The sequence below is a fragment of the Streptomyces chromofuscus genome (genome assembly GCF_015160875.1).
Lineage (GTDB): Bacteria > Actinomycetota > Actinomycetes > Streptomycetales > Streptomycetaceae > Streptomyces > Streptomyces chromofuscus.
Map to the genome: position 1 here is coordinate 3356282 of NZ_CP063374.1, position 23593 is coordinate 3379874.

18 protein-coding genes, 1 pseudogene and 1 riboswitch are annotated in these 23593 nt (G+C 71.2%); of the genes and pseudogenes, 3 read left to right on the forward strand and 16 right to left on the reverse strand.

Annotated elements, in window-relative coordinates:
• Positions 1-78: 78 nt before the first annotated feature.
• From IPT68_RS15020 to IPT68_RS15065, 10 genes are all read right to left on the reverse strand, one after another.
• Positions 79-555 (reverse strand): FtsB family cell division protein, encoded by a 477-nt coding sequence (locus IPT68_RS15020; protein ID WP_189700407.1) that lies wholly within the window; start codon positions 553-555, stop codon positions 79-81.
• A gap of 162 nt (positions 556-717) precedes the next feature.
• Positions 718-1998 (reverse strand): phosphopyruvate hydratase, encoded by a 1281-nt coding sequence (eno, locus tag IPT68_RS15025; RefSeq protein ID WP_189700408.1) that lies wholly within the window; start codon positions 1996-1998, stop codon positions 718-720.
• Positions 1999-2749: 751 nt separating this feature from the next.
• Positions 2750-3448: a LysM peptidoglycan-binding domain-containing protein gene (locus IPT68_RS15030; RefSeq protein WP_189700409.1), complete on the reverse strand. Its 699-nt coding sequence runs from the start codon at positions 3446-3448 to the stop codon at positions 2750-2752.
• Between the two features lie 4 nt (positions 3449-3452).
• Positions 3453-3632: riboswitch (cyclic di-AMP (ydaO/yuaA leader) on the reverse strand.
• A gap of 228 nt (positions 3633-3860) precedes the next feature.
• Positions 3861-4961 (reverse strand): LysM peptidoglycan-binding domain-containing protein, encoded by a 1101-nt coding sequence (locus tag IPT68_RS15035; RefSeq protein ID WP_189700490.1) that lies wholly within the window; start codon positions 4959-4961, stop codon positions 3861-3863.
• 221 nt (positions 4962-5182) lie between these two features.
• Entirely contained in the window at positions 5183-6541 is a 1359-nt protein-coding gene (locus tag IPT68_RS15040; RefSeq protein WP_189700410.1) for a cytochrome P450 family protein, read from the reverse strand.
• A gap of 333 nt (positions 6542-6874) precedes the next feature.
• Complete coding sequence (locus IPT68_RS15045) at positions 6875-7909, reverse strand: nucleoside triphosphate pyrophosphohydrolase (protein ID WP_228040467.1); 1035 nt, start codon at positions 7907-7909, stop codon at positions 6875-6877.
• 252 nt (positions 7910-8161) lie between these two features.
• A complete protein-coding gene (locus tag IPT68_RS15050) occupies positions 8162-8803 on the reverse strand; it encodes a SurA N-terminal domain-containing protein (protein WP_189700412.1) in 642 nt (213 codons plus the stop codon).
• Between the two features lie 143 nt (positions 8804-8946).
• Complete coding sequence (locus IPT68_RS15055) at positions 8947-10404, reverse strand: serine/threonine-protein kinase (RefSeq protein ID WP_229818469.1); 1458 nt, start codon at positions 10402-10404, stop codon at positions 8947-8949.
• A 65-nt stretch (positions 10405-10469) separates the two neighbouring features.
• The gene (locus IPT68_RS15060; protein ID WP_189700414.1) at positions 10470-11135 is read right to left on the reverse strand and encodes a hypothetical protein; all 666 of its coding nucleotides are present in this window, start codon (positions 11133-11135) and stop codon (positions 10470-10472) included.
• A gap of 274 nt (positions 11136-11409) precedes the next feature.
• Positions 11410-13788: an N-6 DNA methylase gene (locus tag IPT68_RS15065; protein WP_189700415.1), complete on the reverse strand. Its 2379-nt coding sequence runs from the start codon at positions 13786-13788 to the stop codon at positions 11410-11412.
• Between the two features lie 193 nt (positions 13789-13981).
• Between IPT68_RS15065 and IPT68_RS15070 the strand changes: the two genes are divergently transcribed.
• Together IPT68_RS15070 and IPT68_RS15075 are read left to right on the forward strand one after the other, a co-directional pair.
• On the forward strand, positions 13982-14665 hold the full coding sequence (locus IPT68_RS15070; RefSeq protein WP_189700416.1) for a hypothetical protein: 684 nt from the start codon (positions 13982-13984) through the stop codon (positions 14663-14665).
• Positions 14666-14947: 282 nt separating this feature from the next.
• Entirely contained in the window at positions 14948-15736 is a 789-nt protein-coding gene (locus tag IPT68_RS15075; protein WP_189700417.1) for a hypothetical protein, read from the forward strand.
• Between the two features lie 46 nt (positions 15737-15782).
• Here the strand turns inward: IPT68_RS15075 and IPT68_RS15080 are convergent, their stop codons facing one another.
• The 4 genes and pseudogenes from IPT68_RS15080 to IPT68_RS15095 form a co-directional block, all read right to left on the reverse strand.
• Entirely contained in the window at positions 15783-16526 is a 744-nt protein-coding gene (locus IPT68_RS15080; protein ID WP_189700418.1) for an N-acetyltransferase, read from the reverse strand.
• A gap of 723 nt (positions 16527-17249) precedes the next feature.
• Positions 17250-17726: pseudogene (locus IPT68_RS34990) on the reverse strand (NUDIX hydrolase); the annotation flags it as partial.
• A gap of 38 nt (positions 17727-17764) precedes the next feature.
• On the reverse strand, positions 17765-18544 hold the full coding sequence (locus IPT68_RS15090; RefSeq protein WP_373300690.1) for an HNH endonuclease family protein: 780 nt from the start codon (positions 18542-18544) through the stop codon (positions 17765-17767).
• Positions 18545-18548: 4 nt separating this feature from the next.
• Positions 18549-19124 (reverse strand): HNH endonuclease family protein, encoded by a 576-nt coding sequence (locus IPT68_RS15095; RefSeq protein WP_189700420.1) that lies wholly within the window; start codon positions 19122-19124, stop codon positions 18549-18551.
• 176 nt (positions 19125-19300) lie between these two features.
• Between IPT68_RS15095 and IPT68_RS15100 the strand changes: the two genes are divergently transcribed.
• Positions 19301-19483 (forward strand): antitoxin, encoded by a 183-nt coding sequence (locus IPT68_RS15100; RefSeq protein ID WP_189700421.1) that lies wholly within the window; start codon positions 19301-19303, stop codon positions 19481-19483.
• A gap of 45 nt (positions 19484-19528) precedes the next feature.
• On the opposite strand, the gene IPT68_RS15105 is transcribed toward IPT68_RS15100, so the two are convergent.
• On the reverse strand, positions 19529-19786 hold the full coding sequence (locus IPT68_RS15105) for a hypothetical protein (RefSeq protein ID WP_189700422.1): 258 nt from the start codon (positions 19784-19786) through the stop codon (positions 19529-19531).
• Between the two features lie 94 nt (positions 19787-19880).
• Positions 19881-23414 (reverse strand): transcription-repair coupling factor, encoded by a 3534-nt coding sequence (gene mfd, locus IPT68_RS15110; protein ID WP_189700423.1) that lies wholly within the window; start codon positions 23412-23414, stop codon positions 19881-19883.
• Between the last annotated feature and the right edge of the window lie 179 nt (positions 23415-23593).

Below are 23593 nucleotides of genomic sequence, written 5' to 3' on the forward strand. Positions count from 1 at the left end.
CTCTCTGTACGTATCTGAAGGGGACGTCCGGTGCGTGCACGGAGGGGACGTCCGGTACGCGCGTGCGGGGCGTCCGGGTCAGCCGTCGGCGGCGTCCGACTTGTCGACCCCGTCCCAGACGTTCGCGTACCAGGGGCGGTCGGCCGCGCCCTGGTCGGCGCGGGACTGCCTGGCCGCGTCCGGGTCGATCACGACGTAACCGGTCTCCCCCGGCATCACGTAGTGCAGCCGCTCACGGATCTGCTGCTCCGCGTACGCGTCGTCCTGCCAACGCGCCTTGAGGTCGCGCAGTTCCTCGACCCGCTCCCGGGCCTGCTCCTTCTGCCGCTGGAGGTCGGTGATCTCGGCGCGCTGGGCGACGTACTGCCTTATCGGGTAGGCGAGCGCGACGACCAGTGAGCAGACGACGAGGGCGAGCAGGGCCGCGCGGCCGGTGAGCCGGGAGCGGCGGGCCTGGCGGCGGGTCTGCGAGCGGTAGACGCGCGCCGCGGTCTGCTCACCGAGCAGCCGGATCCTGGTCGCGGTGGAGAAACGGTCGCGTTCCTTCACGGCCATCTGGCTCTCGCCTCCCCATGCCTGCGTGTGCACACGCGCGTACGTCCCCGCACACGGTACGGGACCGGGTGCGGGGACGTACGTACGACGCTTCCTACGAGGGCGTCACTCGGCCGTCGAAGGCGCTTTGGCCCTTCGCAGGAGTTCAGCCCTCGAAGGCGCTCAGCCCTTGAAGCGCGGGAAGGCGCTGCGGCCGGCGTACACCGCGGCGTCGTCGAGGATCTCCTCGATGCGCAGCAGCTGGTTGTACTTGGCGACGCGCTCGGAGCGGGCCGGGGCGCCGGTCTTGATCTGGCCGCAGTTGGTGGCGACGGCGAGGTCGGCGATGGTGACGTCCTCGGTCTCGCCGGAGCGGTGGGACATCATGCACTTGAAGCCGTTGCGCTGGGCCAGCTCCACGGCGTCCAGGGTCTCGGTCAGCGAGCCGATCTGGTTGACCTTGACGAGCAGCGCGTTGCCCGCGCCCTCCTCGATGCCCCGGGCCAGACGCTCCGGGTTGGTGACGAACAGGTCGTCGCCGACGAGCTGGACCTTGTCACCGAGCTTGGCGGTGATGGTCTTCCAGCCCTCCCAGTCGTCCTCGAACAGCGGGTCCTCGATGGAGACCAGCGGGTACGCCGCGACCAGCTCGGCGTAGTACTCGGTCATCTCGGCGGCCGAGCGCTCCTTGCCCTCGAAGACGTAGGAGCCGTCCTTGTAGAACTCGGACGCGGCCACGTCGAGGGCGAGGGCGATCTGCTCGCCGGGGGCGTAGCCGGCCTCCTTGATGGCCTCGAGGATGAGGTCGAGGGCCTCGCGGTTGGAGCCGAGGTTGGGGGCGAAGCCGCCCTCGTCGCCGAGGCCGGTGGACAGGCCCTTGTTCTTCAGGACCTTCTTCAGGGTGTGGTAGACCTCGGCGCCCCAGCGCAGCGCCTCGGAGAAGGACTCCGCGCCGATCGGGGCGATCATGAACTCCTGGATGTCCACGTTGGAGTCGGCGTGCGAGCCGCCGTTCAGGATGTTCATCATCGGCACCGGCAGCAGGTGCGCGTTCGGGCCGCCCAGGTAGCGGAACAGCGGCAGGTCGCTGGCCTCGGAGGCGGCGTGGGCGACGGCGAGCGAGACGCCGAGGATGGCGTTGGCGCCGAGGGAGCCCTTGTTGTCGGTGGCGTCCAGGTCGAACATCGCCTGGTCGATCAGGCGCTGCTCGGTGGCGTCGTAGCCGACCAGCTCAGGGCCGATCTGCTCGATGACGGCGAGGACGGCCTTCTCGACGCCCTTGCCGAGGTAGCGGTTGGGGTCGCCGTCGCGGAGCTCGATGGCCTCGAAGGCGCCGGTGGAAGCGCCGGACGGAACGGCGGCACGACCCGTGCTGCCGTCGTCGAGGCCGACCTCGACCTCGACCGTGGGGTTGCCTCGGGAGTCCAGGATTTCCCGGGCTACGACGACGTCGATGGACGGCACGAGCATCTCCTTCGTGGATGTGACGCGGTTTAGCAGGACCGCAGCGGCTCTGCGAGACGAGCCTAACCGGCTCCGTGCGATCGGCCAGCCGGTCGCCCACCTCATGGACGGAACCGAGAGTAAATTGTTTCCGAACGGAACAAAGACGGGGTCACAAGTGGGCGGCACGAAGAGGTGATGGGGAGGGCGGGCGTCGGTGGTGAGGGGCGCCGACGGTGGGGGCGTCGACCGCGGCGGCGACGGGGTGGGGCGTCGGCGGGAGGCGCATGTGGCGGCGGGAGATGCCGGTGGCGGCGGAGGGCGTCGGTGGAGGAGGAGGCGTCGGCAGGAGACGCCGGTGGGGGCGCGGAGGGCGTCGGGCGGGGGCAGCGGGCTCCGGCGGATGACGCCGGTGGGCGCAAGAGGCGCCGATTGACGGCAGAGGACGCCGACGGGCGCAAGACGCGCCGGTGGCGACAGAGGCCGCCAACGGGCGCAGAGGCATCGGTGACGGCAGAGGCTTCGACGGGAGACGTCAGGTGGCGGCGAAGGGCCTCGGCGACGACAGCAGGCTTCGACGGAGACCTGAGCGGGCGCGTAGCGGACGAGTGAGCCGGTGACGCGAAAAGCCCCGCCCCGGCGCGTGCGGGGGAACACGCACCGGGGCGGGGGACCCGTGGGGACGGGGGGTAGCCCTCACGGGAGCCTCTCGGGGCCTCCAGCATGGCGGCCCCTCATGTGAGGGCGCTGTGGGTCTGCTGCGAAACCCCTCTTACTTCAGGTGCAGCTGCTGACCCGGGAAGATGAGGTCGGCGTCGTCGACGATGTCCTTGTTCAGCTGGAACAGCTTCTCCCAGCCGCCCTCGACGTCGTGCTCGGCGGCGATGGTGCTGAGGGTGTCGCCCTCGACGACCTTGTACTCGCCGTCGCCCTTCTCGACCTTCTGACCGGTCGGCGTGGTGACCGTCTCCTTGGCGGCCGGGCGCTCCTGCGAACGGGAGGCCGACTGCTGCTCGGTCGCACGCGTGCTGGTCTCGGCGCTCTGCTCGGTGCTCTGCGAGGAGCCGCTGTCGGTGGAGCCGCCGCCGGTGTAGGTGGCGTTCGACAGGCCCGTGCCGCAGACCGGCCAGGCGCCCTTGCCCTGACCCGCGAGCACCTTCTCGGCGATCTGGATCTGCTGCTCCTTGGAGGCCTGGTCGGCCGTGGCGGCGTACTGGGTACCGCCGTACGCGGCCCACGTCGAGGCGGAGAACTGCAGACCGCCGTAGTAGCCGTTACCGGTGTTGATGGACCAGTTGCCGCCGGACTCGCACTGGGCGACGGCGTCCCACTCGGCGGCGGTCGCGGCGGAGGCGCTGCCGGCCGCCATCAGCGGCGCGGCGACGGCGGCGGCGCCGGTGACGCCGACGGCGGCGATGGCGCGAACGGTCTTGGACGGACGACGGTGCTTGCCCTTGCCGGAAAACAGCATGGTTGGGTCCCCTCACCGACGCCTGCGAGGTGAGCTGTCGGGTTCGGGCCGGTTGAGTTGCCCGGCCACACCTCCGTGGGAGGCGCGGCTTCACCCCGAGCCGGTTCCGGCGCTGAGTCTCCTCAACTGCCGGACCCGGCACTTACCTTGGGTCCCCCGCTCCTGCCTACGGCGCTTGACGCGACGACTGTTCCCGGGCGGCCGCTGGCAGGATTCGGCGTTACGGCTGCCGGGGCTCGCATTGGCGAGCGGTCATGACCGTAGACAGGCGATCGGCGGAATTTCAAAGACGATCAGGGCTTCTGAGACTCATCCCACACTTTCGCCAAACCGGACATTCGGCTCGAAGTGTGACGTGAACTCCCGCTGCTCCCGGGCCGTTTCCGAGCCGCCCTCCGGCTCGCCCTCTGGTCTACTTTCCGCCCGTTTCGCCCCTTACCTCCAGCGTCTGACCGGGCCGGATGAGGTCGGGGTCGGTGCCGAGGGAGTCCTTGTTCCCGGCGTAGAGCGCGGACCATCCGCCGTGCACGCCAAGGGAGTCGGCGATCCCCGAGAGACTGTCGCCCTCCTGGACCGTGTACGAACCGCCGGCGGCCGCACGGGGGGTGGCACCGTCACGCGAGGCGTGCCGCCCGGTCGATTCGGCGCCCCGGCCGCCGGCCGGCTCCTCGTTCGCACTGCTCCCGCGGTGCTTGCCGGTGCCGAGGGAGCCCGTGTCGGTGAGGCTGGACCTGTTCGGCGTGCTCCACGACAGCCCTGAAGACGGCGAGCTTTTCGGGGATTTGCCCGATTCCGTCGGCGATTGACCCGCCCCGGGCGATTCGGCGGAACCGGAGGAGGGGATGGAGTGGGAAGGCCTGGAGGTGATGGAGCCGGCGGAAGGGGTGGATTTGGCGGATTCGCCGGAATCAGTGGATGTGGCGGAATCCGTGGGCCTATTGGACTTGTTGGATCCATTCGAGCCGTTCGAACCGCTGGAGCGGCCCGACGCGCCGTCGATGTCGCCGGAGCGGGCGCCACCGGATGAATGGGACAAGCCAAGCGAGTTGGACAGACTTCCCGAACCGCCCGATATCGTACCCACCGGCGTACTCGACGCGTCACCGGCCACGCCCGTGTCGACCACAGCCGCCTCGGAGTCGGTGTCGAGCCCCACGAGCGGACCGCAGGTCGCCCACGCGCCGACACCCTGGTCCGCGAGGACCTTCTCGGCCACGGCGATCTGCTGCGAACGGCTGGCCTGGTCCGCTCTCGCCGCGTAGGTGAGGCCGCCGTACTTCTCCCAGTCGTCCTGGGAGAGTTGCAGCCCGCCGTAGTACCCGTTGCCCGTGTCGGCGCTCCAGGAGCCGCCGGTCTCGCACTCGGCGACCCGGTCCCAGGTCGTCCCGCTGGCCGCGCTCGCGCCGGTGGCGCCGAGAAGGGGGATGGCGATGGCGGAGCCGGTCACCCCGGCCGCGACGACAAGGGCGGGCGCCTGGCGGGGGCGACGGTGACGACCGTTCCCGGAAAGCATGCGGGGACCTTTCGCAAGACAACAGGGACCAGCGCGGCGGCCGATGACAGCCGTCACGCTGATGGCGTGAACGTATCGGCAGTCGATCACTTGTCACAAGTTAATGCCGCACAGATCACGTGAACATCACAGAGTTGAACGCGTGTCACGTTCGCGCTGGTGCCGCCCTCTTGACCGTCGGATGGTACCTCCGGCCTGTACCGCCCGCTTGTACCGCCCGGCTACGGAACGGGCGTGAACTCCACCGGCAGTGTTCGCAGACCCCGCATGATGAGCCCGCCACGCCAGCGCAGTTCCGCCGGATCCACCGCGAGTCTCAGGTCCGGGAGGCGGGTGAGAAGGGTGGCCAGCGCGGTCTGGCCCTCCAGCCGGGCGAGGGGCGCGCCGAGGCAGTAGTGGATGCCGTGGCCGTAGCCCAGGTGCTGGTTGTCGCGGCGGGCGAGGTCGAGGGTGTCCGGGTCCGCGAACCGCTCCGGGTCCCGGTCGGCGGCGGCGAGCACGACGAGGACGGGGTCGCCGGGTGCGATGTCCTGTCCGCCGATGGTGAGCGGCTGCGTGGCGAACCGCCAGGTGGCGAGTTCCACGGGGCCGTCGTAGCGCAGGAGTTCCTCGACGCCGGTCTCCAGCAGGGCGCGTTCGCCGCGGGCGAGGGACTGCTGGAGGCGGCTGCGCTGGCCGGGGTGGGTGAGCAGCGCGTAAGTGCCGTTGCCGATGAGGTTGACGGTGGTCTCGAACCCGGCGAACAGCAGGATGAAGGCCATGGCCGCGGCCTCTTTCTCGGTGAGGTGCTCCCCGTGGTCGGAGGCGCGGATCAGGCCGGAGATGAGGTCCTCGCCGGGGCCGGGTTCGGCGGGGAGGGACTCGCGCTTGCGGTGGATCAGCTCGGAGAGGTAACCGCGCATCATTTTCACCGACCGCGCGACGCCGCCCCGAGGGCTGCCCGTCCGCTTCCCGCCGCCCTCGGCGGACGACGTGCTTCGGCCGCCGGCTGCCTGGCTTCCGTGCCGGATCATCATGCCGGCCCAGTCCCTGAAGTCGTCCTGGTCCTCGCGCGGGACGCCGAGCATGTCGCAGATGGCGTAGATGGGCAGCGGGAAGGCGAACTCGTGGATGAGATCGGCGGAGCCGGTGCGGGCGAACCGGTCGATGAGGTCGTCGGTGAGCTCCTGCACGCGCGGCGCGAACTCGGCGACGCGGCGCGGGGTGAACGCCTTCGAGACGAGCCTGCGCAGCCGAGTGTGGTCCGGCGGGTCGATGTTGAGCAGATGCGTCATCAACTCGGCCTTGCGCTCACCCGGGATGCCCGTCTTGCCCTTGGCGTGCGCGGGCTCGTCGTGGTGCGCGGGATTCTTCGACAGCCGCTGGTCGGCGAGGGCCTGCTTGGCATCGGCGTAACGGGTGACCAGCCAGGCCTCCACCCCGCTGGGCAGCCTCGTCCTGCGCACGGGGGCGTGTTCGCGGAGCCAGGCGTAGGCGGGGTACGGGTCGGTCGCGAACTCCCAGGTGAAGAGTTCGGGCGCCGGTGTTGGCGCAGGCGTGGCAGCCGGCGCGGGCGTGTCGGGGTACTGCTGGTCGGTCACCCCTTGACGGTATCCGCAGCCACGGGCTGCCCGCCGAGGGGTTTCCGGGCGGCGGGCGGGCCCCTGTCCGCCGCCTCGCGCTACCGGACGTCGACCGCCTCCGGCAGCGCGGCGATCGGCCGTCGCCAAACCGTCGTCCAGCGCCTCCACCCGCGCCCCGGACCGGGCGCTCGCCCCGTCGAGGACTAGCATCAGCTGCCGGGCGAGCAGTGCGACCGTGCCCGACAGGCCTTCGCTCGCCGGAGGGAGCGCATGCCTGGGTCGGCCAGCCCCTGGCCCGCGGCGACGCTCAGGCCTCGCGCCCGCCCGCTACGGCTCCGGTGCCGCACGGTGCTACGCGCCGACCTCCTCCGCAGCCCGTACGGCGTCCCGATAGGCGCGGGCCGCCGCACGCAGTGCCGCCTCCGGGTCCACGCCCTCCGCCTCGGCGCGTATCGCCAGCGTCAGCAGCTCGTACCCGATGCCCTCGCCGGGCGGGGGCGGCACGTCCAGCCCCGCGGTGCGTACCCGGGACGCCAGCTTCGCCGCGAGGGCCAGGCCGGGCTGGTGCAGCGGGATGCCCTCGGTCACCGAGGTCCGCCGCTTCTCCTGGGCCTTGGTGCGCAGCCAGTGTTCCTTGACCTCCTCGGGGGTGGAGGCGGTCTCCTCGCCGAAGACGTGCGGGTGGCGGTGGATGAGCTTGGCGACGATGGTGGCGGCGACGTCGTCGATGGAGAACGGGGCGTCCGGGTCCTCCTCGGCTATCCGGGCGTGGAAGACGACCTGGAGCAGGACGTCGCCCAGTTCCTCGCGGAGTTCGTCACGGTCGCCGTCCTCGATCGCCTCGACGAGTTCGTACGCCTCCTCGATGCCGTACTTCGCCAGGCCCTGGTGGGTCTGGCGGGACGACCAGGGGCATTCGGCGCGGATGCGGTCCATGACCTGGACGAGGTCGAGGAGGCGGGCGCCGGGCAGGTCGTAGGAGGCCGGGAGCAGCTCCAGCTCCGGCATCCGCAACCGTCCGCTGCCGGCGAGGCGTGCCAGGCCGTCCGTCAGGGCAGGCTCGCCCTCGCCGGTGGCGACGACGACCACGGTCCGCCCCCCGGTGCACTCGTCGATCAGCTCCTCGGCGGCCGGGGACGCCTCCTCGACCGGTATCCCCGCTTCCCGCAGATACGGCAGCTGCGGGTGCGCCCCGTCCGCGCACAGCACGCGGTCGGCGGCGTGCAGCGCCTGCCACGCGGGCCAGGAGAGCAGGCCGGGGGCGACGCGGTGGCTGGTGGTGAGCAGGACGATACGGCCGGGATCGGGGGCGCCGGCGCCGGTCTCGGGGTGCGTGGCCCTGCCATGACCGGCCTCGGAGGCGCTGTCGAAGCTGGTTGCGTTCACGATCCGAACGTAACCCACGCGGCCGACAAGCCCGCGAGTTGTCCACAGGCGGGCTTGTGATCATCGGATGAACGCCGAGCGAGTGCCGCAGCGGGGCGCCGCTGCCGCTGGACTGCTGCGGCGCCGACAGGGATACGGCTGGACTGTGACTGGGGCTGGACTGCTGCGGCGCCGACCGGGTCACGGCTGGACTGTGGCTACGGGTGAGCCGTGCGGCCGGGCCACGACTCCGCCGCGGCGCCCACCACGCCGCTACGCCGTCTGCTGCCCCTGCCCCGTGATCTCCCGCACCCACGGCGTCTTGGCGTCCACGCGGCTGCTCTTCTGGACGTCCCAGCTGCCGTAGCGCGGGTTGAGGTCGACGTTCAGCTTCGCGGACGCGTCGGAGAGGGCCTTCCAGAAGGCCGGCTGGCTGGTGTCCGTGCCGAGCTTCGCGGCGAGCTTCTGGGCCTCCAGCTGGAGGCGGAGGTTCTCCTCCAGGCGCTGCGGAGCCACGCCGTACTGCTGCAACCAGGTCGTCTCCAGCGCCTTCGCCCCGCCGACCTGCTCCTGCAGCCCGTCGCGCATCTCCTGGACCTCCTTGCGGCTGACGGAGATGCCGGCGTCCTCGGCGGCGCGGTGGAGCACCCGGTCGAGGACCATGCCGTGCAGGGTGTCACGGGTCAGCGTGCCGGTCTTGGCGACCACCTGCGCGTACTGCGCCTCGTCGCCCACCGCCGCCCGCTGCGCCTCGCGCACCTCGTTGACCCGGGTCTCCAGTTGAGCCACGGTGATCCGCTGGCCGCCGACGACGGCCGCCGCGCCCGGGTGCGCTTCGTTTCCGCAGGCGGTCAGGGCGGGCGCCGCGGCGATCGCGGCGGACAGGAGGAGCGCGGTGCGGCGACGGCGGTGCAAGGAAACCTCCCGAGGAGCTTGTGCGACGGTGCACAAAGTCTTGCGATGATCGATGGTAGGCAGCAGTCCAGCTTTGGCCAACCCATTCGACCAACGATTCACCAGGACTTCGGGCACCGGCGCGCCACCCGGCCGCGGGGGGACTACCCGCGCACCTGTCCCAGCCACTGCAGCGTCCGCCGCACCTCCACCGCCAGCGGATGGCCCGGCCCGTTCAGCCGTTCGACGTCGTGCAACAGCCGCACCAGCGTGTCGTGCGCGGCGGCGCGGTCGCCGAGGGCCAGCAGGAGGTGGCCCATGCGGCGGCGGACGTCGTGCGCGAGTTCGGGGCCGCCGGAGACGTACTGGTTCTCGTAGTACGGCAACAGCGCCCGGTACGCCGCCAGCGCCGCCGCCGGTTCGCCGAGCTGTTCGAGGCACTGGGCGGCCTCGTAGCGGAACCGCAGGGACTGCGGGTCGGCCTGGCCGGCCTCGGCGGCGCGTTCGTCGGCGAGACGGCGCAGCTCGGGCAGTGCGCGGCGGTACTGGCCGTCGTCCATCAGCGTGGCGGCGTACTGCTTGCGCAGCGTCCGCACGACCGGTGAGTTCTCGCCGTGCTGTTCGGCCGCGGTCGGCAGGATCGCGCCCAGGATGTCGACGGCCTGGGTGATGCGGCCCTCGCCCAGCAGCCGCTTGACCTCGTCGACGGCGCGCGCGACGTCCGGTTTCTCGGTGACCGGGGCCACGGGGGCGGGCTGGGGCGCGGGCGTCCGGGCGCGGTCCGGCCAGGGGGCGTGCGGGCGCAGGAAGGGGCGCGTGGGGTCGAGGGGTGCACCGCTGGGCATCCCGCGCGCGGGCAGCAGCAGCGCCAGGTCCTCGTACACCTCCTGCGCGGAGCCCGGCCGGTGCTGCGGGTCCTTGGCAAGGAGCCGCAGGACCAGGGCCTCGAGCTCCTCGGGGACCTCGGGGCGGATGCGGCGGACGGGCAGCGGTGGCTCGTACAGGTGCCGGTGCAGCACCCCGAGCGCCGTGGAGCCCGCGAAGGGGACTTCGCCGCTGAGGAGTTCGTGCAGCAGCACGCCGAGCGCGTACAGGTCCGTGTAGGGCCCGACCGCGCCGCCCATCGCCTGCTCGGGCGCCATGTACGCGGGCGAGCCGATCGGCGAACCGGTGTGCGTCAGGCGCGTGGTGTCGGTGTCCATCACCGAGGCCACGCCGAGGTCGAGGACGGTGACCGTGCCGTCCTGCTTGACCATGACGTTGCGCGGCTTGAGGTCGCGGTGCACGATCGGCACGGCGTGCACCGCGCTCAGCACCGCGCACAGTTGCGCGGCGACCGCCACCGCCCACCGCCACGGGTACGGGTCGTGCTCGGCGAGATGGTCGGACAGGTCGGCGCCGTCGACGTACTGCATGACGAGGAACAGCTCCTCGCCCTCACTGCCCGCGTCGTGCACGGTGACGAGCCCGGGGTGGTCGACCTGCGCGGTCACCCGGCACTCGCGCACGAACCGCCGGCGCAGTTCGTCGGCCTCCTGCCCGGCCACCTTGTCGGGGCGCAGCAGCTTCACCGCCACGCGCCGGTCGAGTCGCTGGTCGTACGCCGTCCAGACCTGGCCCATCCCGCCCTGCCCGATGAGCGTGGCCAGTTCGTAGCGGCCGGCGACGACACGTCCTGTCGTCCCGGTCACCTTCCGCCCTCTTCTTCGCCGCCCTGCTGACCGCCCTGTTTACGGAGGTAGTCGCTGAGTTCGTCCAGTTCGGCCCGCACCTGGTCGATGCGCGCGGGCGCCGGGCACTGCGGGGGCGGGGTGGATATCGGGGGGTGCGCGGTGGTGGGCCGGAGTGTCGGGGGCGGGGTGTGCGGGCCGGGCGCGTTGTGCGGGAGCGGGGGCTGCGGCAGGGCCGTACCGGTGGTGTACGGCGTCGGCGGCTGCGGCTGCGGCTGCGGCTGCGGCTGCGGGTAGCCGTAGGCCTGGGCCGGACTCGGTGCGTACCCTCCGCCGTGACGGAGCAGGTGGAAGTGGCGCACCTCCGCGGCGAGGTAGTACGCGATCGCTCCCACCAGCGTGCCCAGCAGCAGCGCGAGGCCGGTCCAGCCGCCCACCGTGTGGATCTCGTCGCCGGGCTCGGTGCCGAGCAGCACGATGGCGAGGATGTCGATCGCCAGCACGGCCACGAACAGCCCCCAGTCCAGCGACTTGCGCGTGACGATGGCCAGGCGCAGCAGCATCGCCCAGGTCAGGAACCCGAGGCTGAGGAGGGCGATCACCACGAACAGCACACGCACGAGCACCAGCCACGCCGTCGGGGGCGGCTGCTTCACCGGCTGCGGGTAGCCGTGGCCATGCATGACTGCTCCTGGTCCCTGAAGTGCGCGTACGGGGCGGACCGGTGTCGGGCAACGCCGCTCCTGTGATGGTCGCTTCGAGCGTATCGGTCGACACCGACAACCGGTCCCGGGTTGTACCGAACCGTTGTCACACTGATCACTTCGTACGACTCGTGCGGTGTGGTGGGGCAGGGCAGCGAAGTGAGCGGTGCGCGGGTTCGGCGGGGCGCGCGGGCGCGCTGGTCGGCGGGAGCGCGGGAGCGCGTGATCGTGAGATCCGCGTGTGGAGGGGTGACTACTCGGGGGCGACCGTGCCGTCCGTCAGGCCGTCGTACATGCCGCGGGCGAGTTGCTCCCCGAGACGGCTCACCTGCCTGAGCGCCCGCTCGAACTCGTCGAGGGCGCGGAAGCGGGCGCCGTAGCGCCGCTGTTCGTCCAGCGGGAGCCGGGGCAGCTGAAGGCGGCGTACGTCGAGACGGGTGGCGGTGGAGGCGTAACTGCTGGCCTGGCGGTTGTTGGCGGTGCCGCGCAGGAAGCCGGCGAGGAACCACGCGTCCAGCGCCGTGGGGTCGGGGCGCAGCAGGACGAGGTTGCGCCCCAGGGCGGCGCCCCGCGTCGTCTCGTCGATGACGCGCGCCACCGCGCCGCCGCCGAGCACCGGCACGACGACGTCCCCCGCCTCGGTCAGCACGGCCTCCTCGTCGCTCTCGGGCAGCGTTCCGGAGGGTGCGGTTCCGGCGAGGACGTCGTGGTCGGTGAGCACGGGCACGCGCGCGTGCCCACCGTTTCCGCCGGTACGCATCACCAGCGCGCCCCCGCGCGCGAGTTCACCGACGGTGGTGAGCGGCCAGCGCACGGGCCGTGCGGTGTGCGCGGGCGGCGGGGTGAGGTCGGCGGCCAGCCGGAGGGTGTCGCCGAGGCGTTCCCGCACCGCCGTGAGCTCTTCGGCACCGTCGGCCGCGGTGGGCGGCGGGAGGTGCCGGGCCGGGGCCAGGTCGACGTCGTCGTCGAGGAGTTCGATGACCGGCACGGCACGCGCCAGTCCCGGCCGCTCCGTGAGCGTGCCCGCCCGGTCGAAGTCCTGCCAGACGTCCAGTACGGCGTCCCGGACGGCCCGCCAGTCCGGCCCGCCGCGCCCCTCGGTGGCGAACTGCCCGGCGTCGGCGAGCAACACCTCCGGCTGCGCGGGCGCCCTCTCCGGCCTGCGCAGCACCCAGAGGTGGAGGGGGATGTTGTACGGCGGCGCCGCCCCGACCGGCAGGGCGATCACGGCGCGCAGGGCACCGCGCCGCAGCAGATCGGCGCGGATCCGGCGGCCGGACCGACGGGACGCGGCGGCGGGCGGCATGAGCAGCACGGCGGTACCGCCGTCCTTCAGCCGCGCGAGCGCATGCTGCACCCAGGCCAGCTCCGACTCGGTACGCGCGGGGAAGCCGTACTCCCACCGGGCGTCGTACGCCAGTTCGTCATGCCCCCAGTTGCGCTCGTTGAACGGCGGATGGCACAGGACGGCGTCGGCACGCAGCCCGGGGTAGGCGTCGGCGCGCAGGGTGTCGCCCACGGCACCGCGGACCGCGGCCCTGCCGTGCAGGGCGAGCCGGAGCGCGGTGAGCGCGGCGAGTTCGGGGGCGCTGTCCTGGGCGTACAGCTCCTGGTCGGGGGCGGCGGCGACGGAGCGCAGCAGGGCGCCCGTGCCGCAGGCGGGGTCCAAGACGGTGCGGGCCGGGCCGGCGAGGTCGGCCATGAGGCGGGCGAGGTCGGTGGGGGTGAGCGTGTACTGGCGGGGGTTGGCGTCGAGGTGCCGGCCGAGCAGGAACTCGAAGGTCTGGCGGGCGCCCAGCTCGGCGGCGAGTTCGGCAGTGCCGCGGAGGAGGGGGGCGGAGGGGAGGAGGGTGGGGCCGTCGGGGGTGTGAACGGCGGGGGTGGGGTGTGGGGGGAGCGGGCGGTTCAAAGGGGGTTGGTTGTGTACGCCAGGTTGGGTGTTGGTGCCGGCTTCGGTGTTCACGGCGGCTCGGCTGTTCACGGCGGGCCGGCTGTTCACGGCGGGCCGGGCATCATTCGCGTCGGCTGCGGAGTTCACATCGAGTGGGGCGTTCACACCTGCCTGTGGGGCGCGACCGGGCGCCGCGTGAACGGTCGGCGCGGTGTTCACAGAGGGACCGCGGTTCACAGAGGGACCGGGGTTCACAGAGGGACCGGCGTTCACAGAGGGACCGGGGTTCAGAGAGGGTCCGGGGTTCACAGCGGGCCGCCCATCGGCGCGGCCGTGAACACGCCGCCCTCCGAACCGGGGCACGATCACCTGCTCCAGCGCCCCCGGCAGCATCGCCGCCAGCCGCTCGTCGGAACCGGCGCTCACCTCCAGCCACACCGTCGGCCGGTCATGGATGAGCAGCAGGAGGCAGCCGGCGTGCGTGAGCGCGACGACGGGGCCGTCGGGGTGGCCGACGAGTTGCTGCCAGACCCTCTCCCGCAGCGGGACTTCTGCGAGTTTCCCCTGGTGACGGAGCCAGGCCTCGACTTCGGCGAGGGCGAAGGACGGGCTCGTCTCGGTGCCGCCGACCGGCTTGGGGAAGTCGGCGTGACGACGCCGCCAGTTGCTCACCGCGGCCCGACCGACGCCGGCGAGCCGGGCGATTCCGGCGGCGGTCACTTCTGTCGCGTTGTCCTGCACCGCCTGGCTCCCCTCGTCCGGTGTGGTGGCCGAGCATAGCGGGCCCGGCCCAACATCGACGCGTTCACGGCGTGAATCGATGCGACCCTGCACATCATGTTGACTCGGTTCACAGGCTCTGCTGTTATTGACCTCGCGAACGGATGAAGTGCCGCATCGGAGGCAGTCATCACGCATCGGGGAGGGGACAGCCATGGGCATGACGGGGAAGATCTCGCTCGGCGTCATCGTGGGGGCCGTCGTCATCGGCGCCATGTCGGCGAACTCGGGTGACGACAGCAGTGCCTCCGGCGACGCGAAGGCCGACTCTTCGGCGTCCGCGGGGCGCGAGGCCGCCGAAGAGCACGGCCGGGGGGCCGTGAAGGTGGCCGGAAAAGGGGGCGGGTTCACAGGGGACGGCGACTTCCTGGTCGGCACCGACATCAAGCCGGGCACGTATCGCAGCACCGGCAACACCACCGGCATGTGCTACTGGGAGCGCGCCAAGGACGCCTCGGGCGAGATGGACTCGCTGCTGGCCAACGACAACGTCAGCGGCACCGGCTACGTCACCGTCACGGCGAACGACAAGATCTTCAGGTCGAGCGGCTGCTCGGACTGGGAGGCCGTCGCCCCCAAGGAGAAGGCATCGCCCGCGACCGAGATGGCCGGCGACGGCGGCATGTTCGCGGTGGGCGTCGACATCGCGCCCGGCACCTACAGGTCCACCGGCAACACCGACGACATGTGCTACTGGGAGCGCGCCAAGGACGCCGGGCACACGATCGACTCGATCACCGCCAACAACAACGTGACGGGCTCGGCCGTCGTCACGATCAGTGCCTCGGACGCGTACTTCAAGACGTCCGGCTGCCAGGACTGGAAGCGGACCGGCTGAGCCTGGCCGGCCAGGAGCGCGGGGCGCGCCCCGATCAGACGCCGCACGCCCCAGCCTGCAACCGCGCGCCCGACAGCGCACCCGCGCCCGGCCCTGTCCGCGCGCACTCCGTACCCACGCCGCGCACGACCGTCTCCGCCCGTGCTCCGCGTCCTTGCACCCCCACCCCTCCGCACCCCCCACCTCTCCGCACCCCCCACCTCTCCGCACCCCCCACCTCTCCGCACCATCCACCCAAGACGCGTCTCACCACGCGCTCGCTCATCACCACGAGGAACTGCCATGCGCCGTACCACCCTTGTCGCCATCTGCATCGCCGTCGGCGCCACCGTCGGCCTCACCGCCTGCCTGCCCGGTCAGGACGCGGCGGACAGCAAGCCGAGCGCTTCCGCCGGCGCCAACGGTTCCGGGGCGTCGGGCGCCGCCGGGGAACCGTTCGCCGGACTGACCGGCGGCGAGATCGCCGACAAGGCCCTCGACGCCACGACCGCCGCCTCGTCGCTGCGCGTGACCGGCGACGTCCCCGACGAAGAGACCGGCGGCACGATCCACATCGACATGGCCATGAACAAGCGGAACGAGTGCGCCGGCACCATGAGCATGGACGAGGGCAAGGCGGATCTGATCAAGACGGGCGACACCATCTACATGCGGTACGACGAGGCGTTTCTGCGCGCCCAGAGCAAGGGCGAGGCGGAGGCGGAGGTCGACGCGGTCGTGGACATGCTGGCCGGGAAGTGGACGAAGACGTCCGCCACGGGCGAGGACGCCATGGACATCGCGAGCTTCTGCGACCTGGACACGATGCTCGGCGGAGCCGAGGACGTGAACTCCGACGCGACCCGCGGAAAGACCACCACCGTCGACGGCAGCCCGGCGATCACCCTGCGGGAGAAGGACGGCAAGGACCGTTACACGGTGTACGTCGCCACCGAGGGCAAGCCGTACCTGCTGCGCCTCGACAGTTCGTCCGCCGGCGAGCGGGGCACCCTCGTGTTCAGCGACTTCGACGAGCCGGTTCCGGCGCAGAAGCCTTCCGGCGAGGTCCTGGACCTCGACGAGCTGGGCTGAGTCACGCTACCCCGTCCCGGATCGCGCGCACGGAACGCGGCCGAGCTCACAGAGTGTGCCGCATCCACACGTTGGGCTCGACATATACCGCGTACCCGTGCCGCGGCTCGCACCGCACCGGCACCAGCGCCCCGGGTACCTCGATGTCACCCGACGTGTCGAAGGGCAGCCCGGTCCAGCGGCGCCAGTCCTCGAGCAGTGCGGCCACCGTCATGGACGCCGGTGCCACGGAGTGGAGCGTGGCACCGGCTCGCGCGTGGACGCGCAGCCAGGGGTCGTGCGGGAGCCCGTCGGGGCGTACTCGGCGGGCGTACTCGTCCATGGGGGTGCGGGGTTCGAGATGCTTGGCGCTGGGGCGGACGGGGGCGACGACCTCGCGGAAGCCGAGGGCGCCGGCGTTGTCCCGCATCGCGGCGAGCATCACTCCGGACAGACCGAGGCCCTGGGCGTGCGGGGCGACGACGACCGAGATGGCGCTGACCGTGTCGGGGCGGACCCCGCGGCGCAGGTCGGAGAACGCCCACACGAGCACTTGGTCCCAGCCGCGGGCGGGCAGTTCGCGGCGACCGTCGGCGTCGAGCGCCAAGGGAACGCTGTGCGCGTGCGCGACCACCTCACCGTGCTCGTCCTGGGCGAACTGCACGTACTGCGGCAGTTCGGCGGCGATCCGGGAGTAATGGGCGTTGCCCACGGGGTCATGCAGGATGAACTCAGGCCAGCTGTCCGCCATATCGAGCACCTGGTCGACCATGTCGGGCCGCTCGGCAAGGCTCGATATCTTCAGCTCCATGGGGCCACGCTAAGCGGATGCCCTGGCCCGGCGGTACGGATTTTTCTCTCGCCCGTACGTCGCCGCCCGCTCATGGTCGGTCCGCCGTCTCCCTCAGCCAGTTCGCGTCAGTCGGTCCGCGTCAGTCGGTCCGCGTCGGTCAGTGCGCGTCGGTCAGTCCGCGGCCCATGGATCGTTCCTGTCCGCGGACAGACTGAGCGTTCTGCCGTGGAACGGCCGCGGCGCTCGACATGTGCATGCGTTGCCCCAACTCACGGCGCTCCGCGGTCCACGTGCCCCGCCTGGAGCGTGCCCGTGACACGGCGCAGGCCGAACCCGGCAAGGCCACCGGGCTTCCGCGTCTCCAGCAGCTCGCCATCACCGGACACCTGGCCACGCTCACCCGCTTGATCGCGGAGATCGACATGAGGACACCCGACGATGACCGACTCGACGGACGAGACCCTTCCAGCCGTCCACACGGCCTTCGTCCGACTGGCCCGGGAGAATCCCGGCCTGACCGACATCGACCGCAAGATCATGCGTGTCTTCGAGCAGCTCATGCTTGGCCGACCCGAGATCACCGACGGCCAGACCTCGGCGGTGGACATTTGCGCCGAGGCCGGCGTCTCCCGAGCCTCGTACTACCGCTCTCCCGTCGCCGCTGTCATCAAGGGGATTCTCAGCTCTCCCAAGGCCAGGCGTCCGGAGTCCGACGAACTCAGGCAGGAGATCACGCGCCTCAAGGTAACGGTGCCACGCATCGAGCCCGTCCGCCACGAAGCTCCAGCGTTGTCTGGCCTCATGGAACTCCTCGAGCGTGAGCCACTCGTGCCATGCGATCTCCGACGCGTCCACAACGAGCTCTTCCGTGAGCACTGCTTCGTGGAGCCCCAGCCAGTAGGGACTGATGGCCCCACGGCACAGGTACTTGAAGGCGAACTTCGGTGACGCTCTGACGCCCAGTTCCTCAACGAGTTCGCGTGCTGCCGCATCCTCGTAGGACTCGCCGACGTCCACGGCTCCGCCCACGAGCCAGTTGTACTGCCCCGGAAAGCGGGGCGCAGTGTGCGGCCGTCGATGTACCAGGATGCGCCCGTCAGGACGACGGCAGACAGTCGTCGCGACGCGGTGCAGCCACCCATGTCGCACCGCCTCGCCTCGCTCGACAACTCTGAGCACCCGGTCCTGATCGTCGACCTGCTCCACGAGTTCACCCACAGCGCGCACCGTTCCACACCGCTTCGACAGCAATGGCCTCAAGCGCGGCACTGCTGCAGCATCATGTTCTTGTCCGCCCCCGTGACGGGCAGTTGGTACTTGAGTGCCACCTGCGCGAACCGCACCGAGTACGAGCACCGAATGGCCTTGCTGGGCGGCAGCCAGGACGCCGGCCCCGAGTCGCCCTTGGCGGAGTTCGTGGAGCCCGAGACCGGCAGAAGGTTCAGCACGTCGTTGGCCAGCTGCTGCCTCTTCTCCCTGCTCCAACGCGAGGCACCCATCTGCCAGGCGTACGACAACGGCACCACGTGGTCTATCTGTACCTCGGTGGCCTTGGCCTTCTTCCAGGCGATGTCCTTGCCGGTGTACGGATCGTGCAGGTCCATCGACACCACCACGCAGTCGGAACCCTTACGGAACTCGACGTCCTGTCCATGAAGTTTCAGCAAGTCGTTCCGGGTGTCACAACCGTTCCTCGCCAGCGGCACCCCATCCACCGTGTCCATCCACGCATAGCCGAACTTGTCCCGTTCGTACCCGGTCTTCGGTCCCCGCCCCTTGGTGGCCAGCTTGGAGATCAAGTCACGCGCCGACGCCTTGTCCTTCTCGGAGGAGATCGCCGCCAGGCCCGGCTTCGTGCCGTCCGGATCCGCCAGCGGGCTGGTCCCGTGCACGTCCGACGCCGACGAACCGCCGCCCGGCGATCCGCTCCCGCTGGAGAGATCGCTTCCCTTGCAACCGGCCAGTACCGCGCCGAGCGCCAGCACGACACAGCCGGTGGCCCCGACACGAGCGGCCCGGATCGCGTGTCCCGTCACTTCCTCATCCTTTCTCCCACCTCAGCTCGGAACACGTCCGCATGAGGCACGACTGCTCGACACCGACACTCTGCCTCTGAGACACATCAGCATCAGACACGGACGCCGCCAACATGAGGTCGTTGGCGTCGGCCATGCGCTTGCCGGGGTCCCCTTGCTGGGCGCCCTTCTGCCAGGCGTCGGAGAGCGCGATCACGTGGTCGATGTCCACCGGGCTGCGGCCCCCCGTGAAGGTGACGTCCTTGCCGGTGTACGGGTCGGGGTCGAGCGTCCCGGAAGCCACCGTGCAGTTGCCGTCGCTGAACTCGACGTCGGCGAGGTCCCGTTTGCATATGTGGTCGCGGGTGCCACAGTCGATGGAGTCGGTGTCCGCCCAGGGTGAGCCGAAGCGGTCACGGTCGTAACCGGTTTTCGGTGCAGGCCCCTTGAGCGGCAGTGACTCCGCGGCCGTGAGGGCCGCCCCGCCGCCGGCCGGTCCCTTCTGCCCGCCGGTGCCGGTGGTCTGCTCCGTGCAGCCCGCCGCGGCGAACAAGGCCGCAGCCACGGCGGTGGCCGCCACCCCGCCTCTCAGACGCGTCACGGTGCGCCCCGCCCCCTTGCCCTGCTCGTTCGGCCCGCGTTCCACCCCCTGGCAGGCGGGGGTTGCCGGGTGCCACGGTAGCGGCCGGGAGGTCCAGACCATAGTGGTCCTCATGCGGCATACCTCGCATCTCCGGCGTATCGTCGGTGGGGAGTCACCTCCGGAAGGAGCTCTCGATGGGCATCTTCGACAGGTTCAAGAACAAGGCGGGGCAGGACAAGGCCCGGAAAGTGTCCGACACCGCGGAGAAGAAGGCCAACGAGCGGACGGGCAACAAGTACGAGGAACAGGTCGACACCGCCCAGCAGAACATCGAGGGCCGGCTCGGCATGGACCGCGACAGGCCTCAACAGCCGTAGCCACAGACCCGAGCCGTCCGCGGCGCCCACCATGCGCGGACGGCTTCACATGTCCGGGCGCCCGACGCGCACCCGGGTGACGACAACGACACCCGGGCGACGACCGGATGCCTTGGCCGGGGTCCTGGTCCTCAGACCTTTCCTCAGACGTTCCCGATCGCCTGCTGTCGTCTCCGACGGCAGCAGGCCGGATGCGATGACCGTGACCCAGTAGTCGCCGAGCAGTTCGGCGAGGCGGGCCGTGGCCTCGGGGCCGAGGAGGTTCCAAGGGGCGGACGCCAGTTGGTCGGTGTGGTGTTCCACCTGCCGCCGCAGGGCTCGGCCCTCCTCCGTGGCCGGCCGCGGGGACCCGTTCGCCCGCCCGCCCGTCCGCCCCGCCCGTCCGAACAACGCGCGCCTACGAGCCCAGGATCGACGCCAGGAACTCCCCGACCCACCCGAGCAACTCCCGCCCGACCAGCGGCTTCCCGCCCACCTTCGCCGTCTTCGGGCGCGGCACCAGCACCTGGTGCACCGCCGGCTTGATGACCGTCCCCGGGTACAACCGCTTGACCCGCAGTTCCTGCGATTCGCGCAACTCCACTGGCGCGAAGCGGATGTTGTTCCCCTGGAGCACGATCTCGCCCACGCCGCACGCCCGCGCGAGCATGCGCAGCCCGGCCACCAGCAGCAGGTTCTCCACCGGCTCGGGCAGCTTGCCGTACCGGTCGACGAGTTCCTCCCGTACGGCCTTGATGTCCTCCTCGGAGTTGGCGGAGGCGATCGCACGGTAGGCCTGCAGGCGCAGCCGCTCGCCCGGCGCGTAGTCGTGCGGGACGTGCGCGTCGACCGGCAGCTCGATCTTGACCTCGAGCGGCGCCTCCTCCTCGATCTCGCCGGTCTCCAGTTGCCGCCGGTAGTCCGCGACGGCCTCACCGACCATGCGGACGTACAGGTCGAATCCGACGCCCGCGATGTGGCCGGACTGCTCGCCGCCGAGGAGGTTTCCGGCGCCGCGGATCTCCAGGTCCTTCATGGCGACGTACATGCCCGCGCCCATCTCGGTGTGCTGGGCGATGGTGGCGAGCCGCTCGTGGGCGGTCTCGGTCAGCGGCTTCTCCGGCGGGTACAGGAAGTACGCGTACCCGCGCTCCCGGCCGCGGCCGACACGGCCGCGCAGCTGGTGCAGCTGCGACAGGCCGAAGGTGTCGCCGCGTTCGACGATGAGCGTGTTGGCGTTGGAGATGTCGATGCCGGACTCGACGATCGTCGTCGACACCAGCACGTCGAACTTCTTCTCCCAGAAGTCGACGACGACCTGCTCCAGCGCCGTCTCCGACATCTGTCCGTGCGCGGTGGCGATCCGCGCCTCGGGGACGATGTCGCGCAGCCGGGCGGCGGCGCGGTCGATGGACTCGACGCGGTTGTGGATGTAGAAGACCTGGCCCTCGCGCAGCAGTTCGCGGCGGATGGCCGCGCCGATCTGCCTCTCCTCGTAGGGGCCGACGAAGGTCAGCACCGGGTGGCGCTCCTCGGGCGGCGTGGTGATCGTCGACATCTCGCGGATTCCGGTGACCGCCATCTCCAGGGTGCGCGGGATCGGGGTGGCGGACATCGTCAGGACGTCGACGTTGGCACGCAGCTTCTTCAGCTGCTCCTTGTGCTCGACGCCGAACCGCTGTTCCTCGTCGACGACGACCAGTCCCAGGTCCTTGAACTTCGTCTCCGAGGAGAACAGGCGGTGCGTGCCGATGACGACGTCCACCGAGCCTTCGCGCAGCCCTTCCAGGACCGCCTTGGCCTCGGTGTCCGTCTGGAACCGGGACAGCGCCTTCACGCTCACCGGGAACTGTGCGTACCGCTCGCTGAACGTCCCGAAGTGCTGCTGCACCAGCAGCGTGGTCGGCACCAGGACCGCCACCTGCTTGCCGTCCTGTACGGCCTTGAAGGCGGCCCTCACCGCGATCTCGGTCTTGCCGTAGCCGACGTCGCCGCAGATCAGGCGGTCCATCGGGACCGTCTTCTCCATGTCGTCCTTGACCTCGGCGATGGTCGTCAGCTGGTCGGGCGTCTCCGCGTACGGGAAGGCGTCCTCCAGCTCGCGCTGCCAGGGGGTGTCGGTGCCGAAGGCGTGCCCGGGCGCCGCCATGCGCGCGCTGTACAGCTTGATCAGATCGGCGGCGATCTCCTTGACGGCCTTCTTCGCGCGTGCCTTGGTCTTGGTCCAGTCGGCCCCGCCCAGGCGGTGCAGCGTGGGCGCCTCGCCGCCGACGTACTTGGTGATCTGCTCCAGCTGGTCGGTGGGGATGTAGAGGCGGTCGCCGGGCTGGCCGCGCTTGGCGGGGGCGTACTCCACGACCAGGTACTCGCGGGTCGCGCCCTGCACGGTGCGCTGCACCATCTCGATGTAGCGGCCCACGCCGTGCTGCTCGTGGACGATGTAGTCGCCCGCCTCCAGGGTGAGCGGGTCGATGGTCTTGCGGCGGCGGGCGGGCATGCGCGCGCCGTCGCGGCCGGCCGCCTTCTGGCCGGAGAGGTCGGTCTCGGTGAGGACGGCGAGCCTGAGGGCCGGGTCGACGAAGCCGTGGTCGATCGAGCCGCACGCCACGTGCACCACGGACGGGGAGATCTCGCCCAGGTCGGCGTCCAGCCGGGCCGCGACGCCCTCGCCGCCGAGCACCTCGACGGTGCGGGCGGCCGGGCCGTGGCCCTCGGTGACGAAGACCGTGCGCCAGCCGTCGGCGAGCCATCCCTTGGTGTCGGCGAGTGCCTTGGCGGTGTCGCCGCGGTAGCTCTCCGGGGCGTGCATGCCTAGCTTGAGCGTGTCCGCGTCCAGGTCCGCGTCCGCGGCGAACGGTGAGACGGACCACCACATCATGTCCAGCTCGCGCGCCCGGTCGCGGACGTCCGCGATGGACCACAGGGAGGCCGCGCCGACGTCGATGGGCGCCTCGCCGCCGCCGGCGGTGGCCGCCCAGGAGGCCTGCAGGAACTCCTGCGAGGTCGCCACGAGGTCGGCGGCACGCGTGCGTACCCGCTCCGGGTCGCACACGACGGCCATGGCGCCCTTCGGCAGCACGTCGAGCAGCAGCTCCATGTCGTCGACGAGGACCGGGGCGAGTGACTCCATGCCCTCGACGGCGATGCCCTCGGCGATCTTGCCGAGCAGCTCGCCCAGCTCGGGGTGGTCCTCGGCGAGGGCACGCGCGCGTGCGCGTACGTCGTCGGTGAGCAGCAGCTCACGGCAGGGCGGGGCCCACAGCCCGTGCTCGGCGACTTCGAGGGAGCGCTGGTCGGCGACCTTGAAGTAGCGGATCTCCTCGACGTCGTCGCCCCAGAACTCGATGCGCAGGGGGTGTTCCTCGGTGGGCGGGAAGACGTCGAGGATGCCGCCGCGCACGGCGAACTCGCCCCGCTTCTCGACCAGCTCCACGCGGGCGTACGCGGCGGCGGCGAGGGCGTCGACGATCCGGTTCAGGTCGGCGGTCTGCCCGGTCCTCAGCGCGACCGGCTCCAGGTCGCCCAGGCCCTTGACCTGCGGTTGGAGCACGGACCGCACGGGTGCCACGACAACGGAGACCGGGCCGGTCTCGGGGTCGTCGGGGCGCGGGTGGGCCAGCCTGCGCAGCACGGCGAGACGGCGGCCGACGGTGTCGCTGCGAGGGCTCAGCCGCTCGTGCGGGAGCGTCTCCCACGCGGGGTACTCCACGACGCCCTCCGCGGGCAGCAGCGAGCGCAGGGCCGCGGTCAGGTCCTCGGCCTCGCGTCCGGTCGCCGTGACCGCCAGCACCGGGCGGCCGCTCTCGCGGGCCAGCGCGGCGACGGCGAAGGGGCGGGCCGCCTGGGGGCCGACCAGATCGACGTGCATCCGGTTGCCGTCCGAGGCCGCCTTGATCGCTTCCGCGAGTGCGGCGTCCTTGACGACGGCGTCGAGCAGACCGTGCAGGCTCATGGGGGCTTTCCGTCCGGGATGACGAGGGCTGATGACTGACAGGGGTTGTTGACAGGGGCCGGCTGGTGGCAGGTGTGGGCAACGCGAATCACCCGACACGCGGGGCGGGCCGGGGGTCTCCAGAGTACGTCGCCGCCGGGGAAGTCACCCGGGGGAGTGAAGACGCCGGTCCGGGAAGG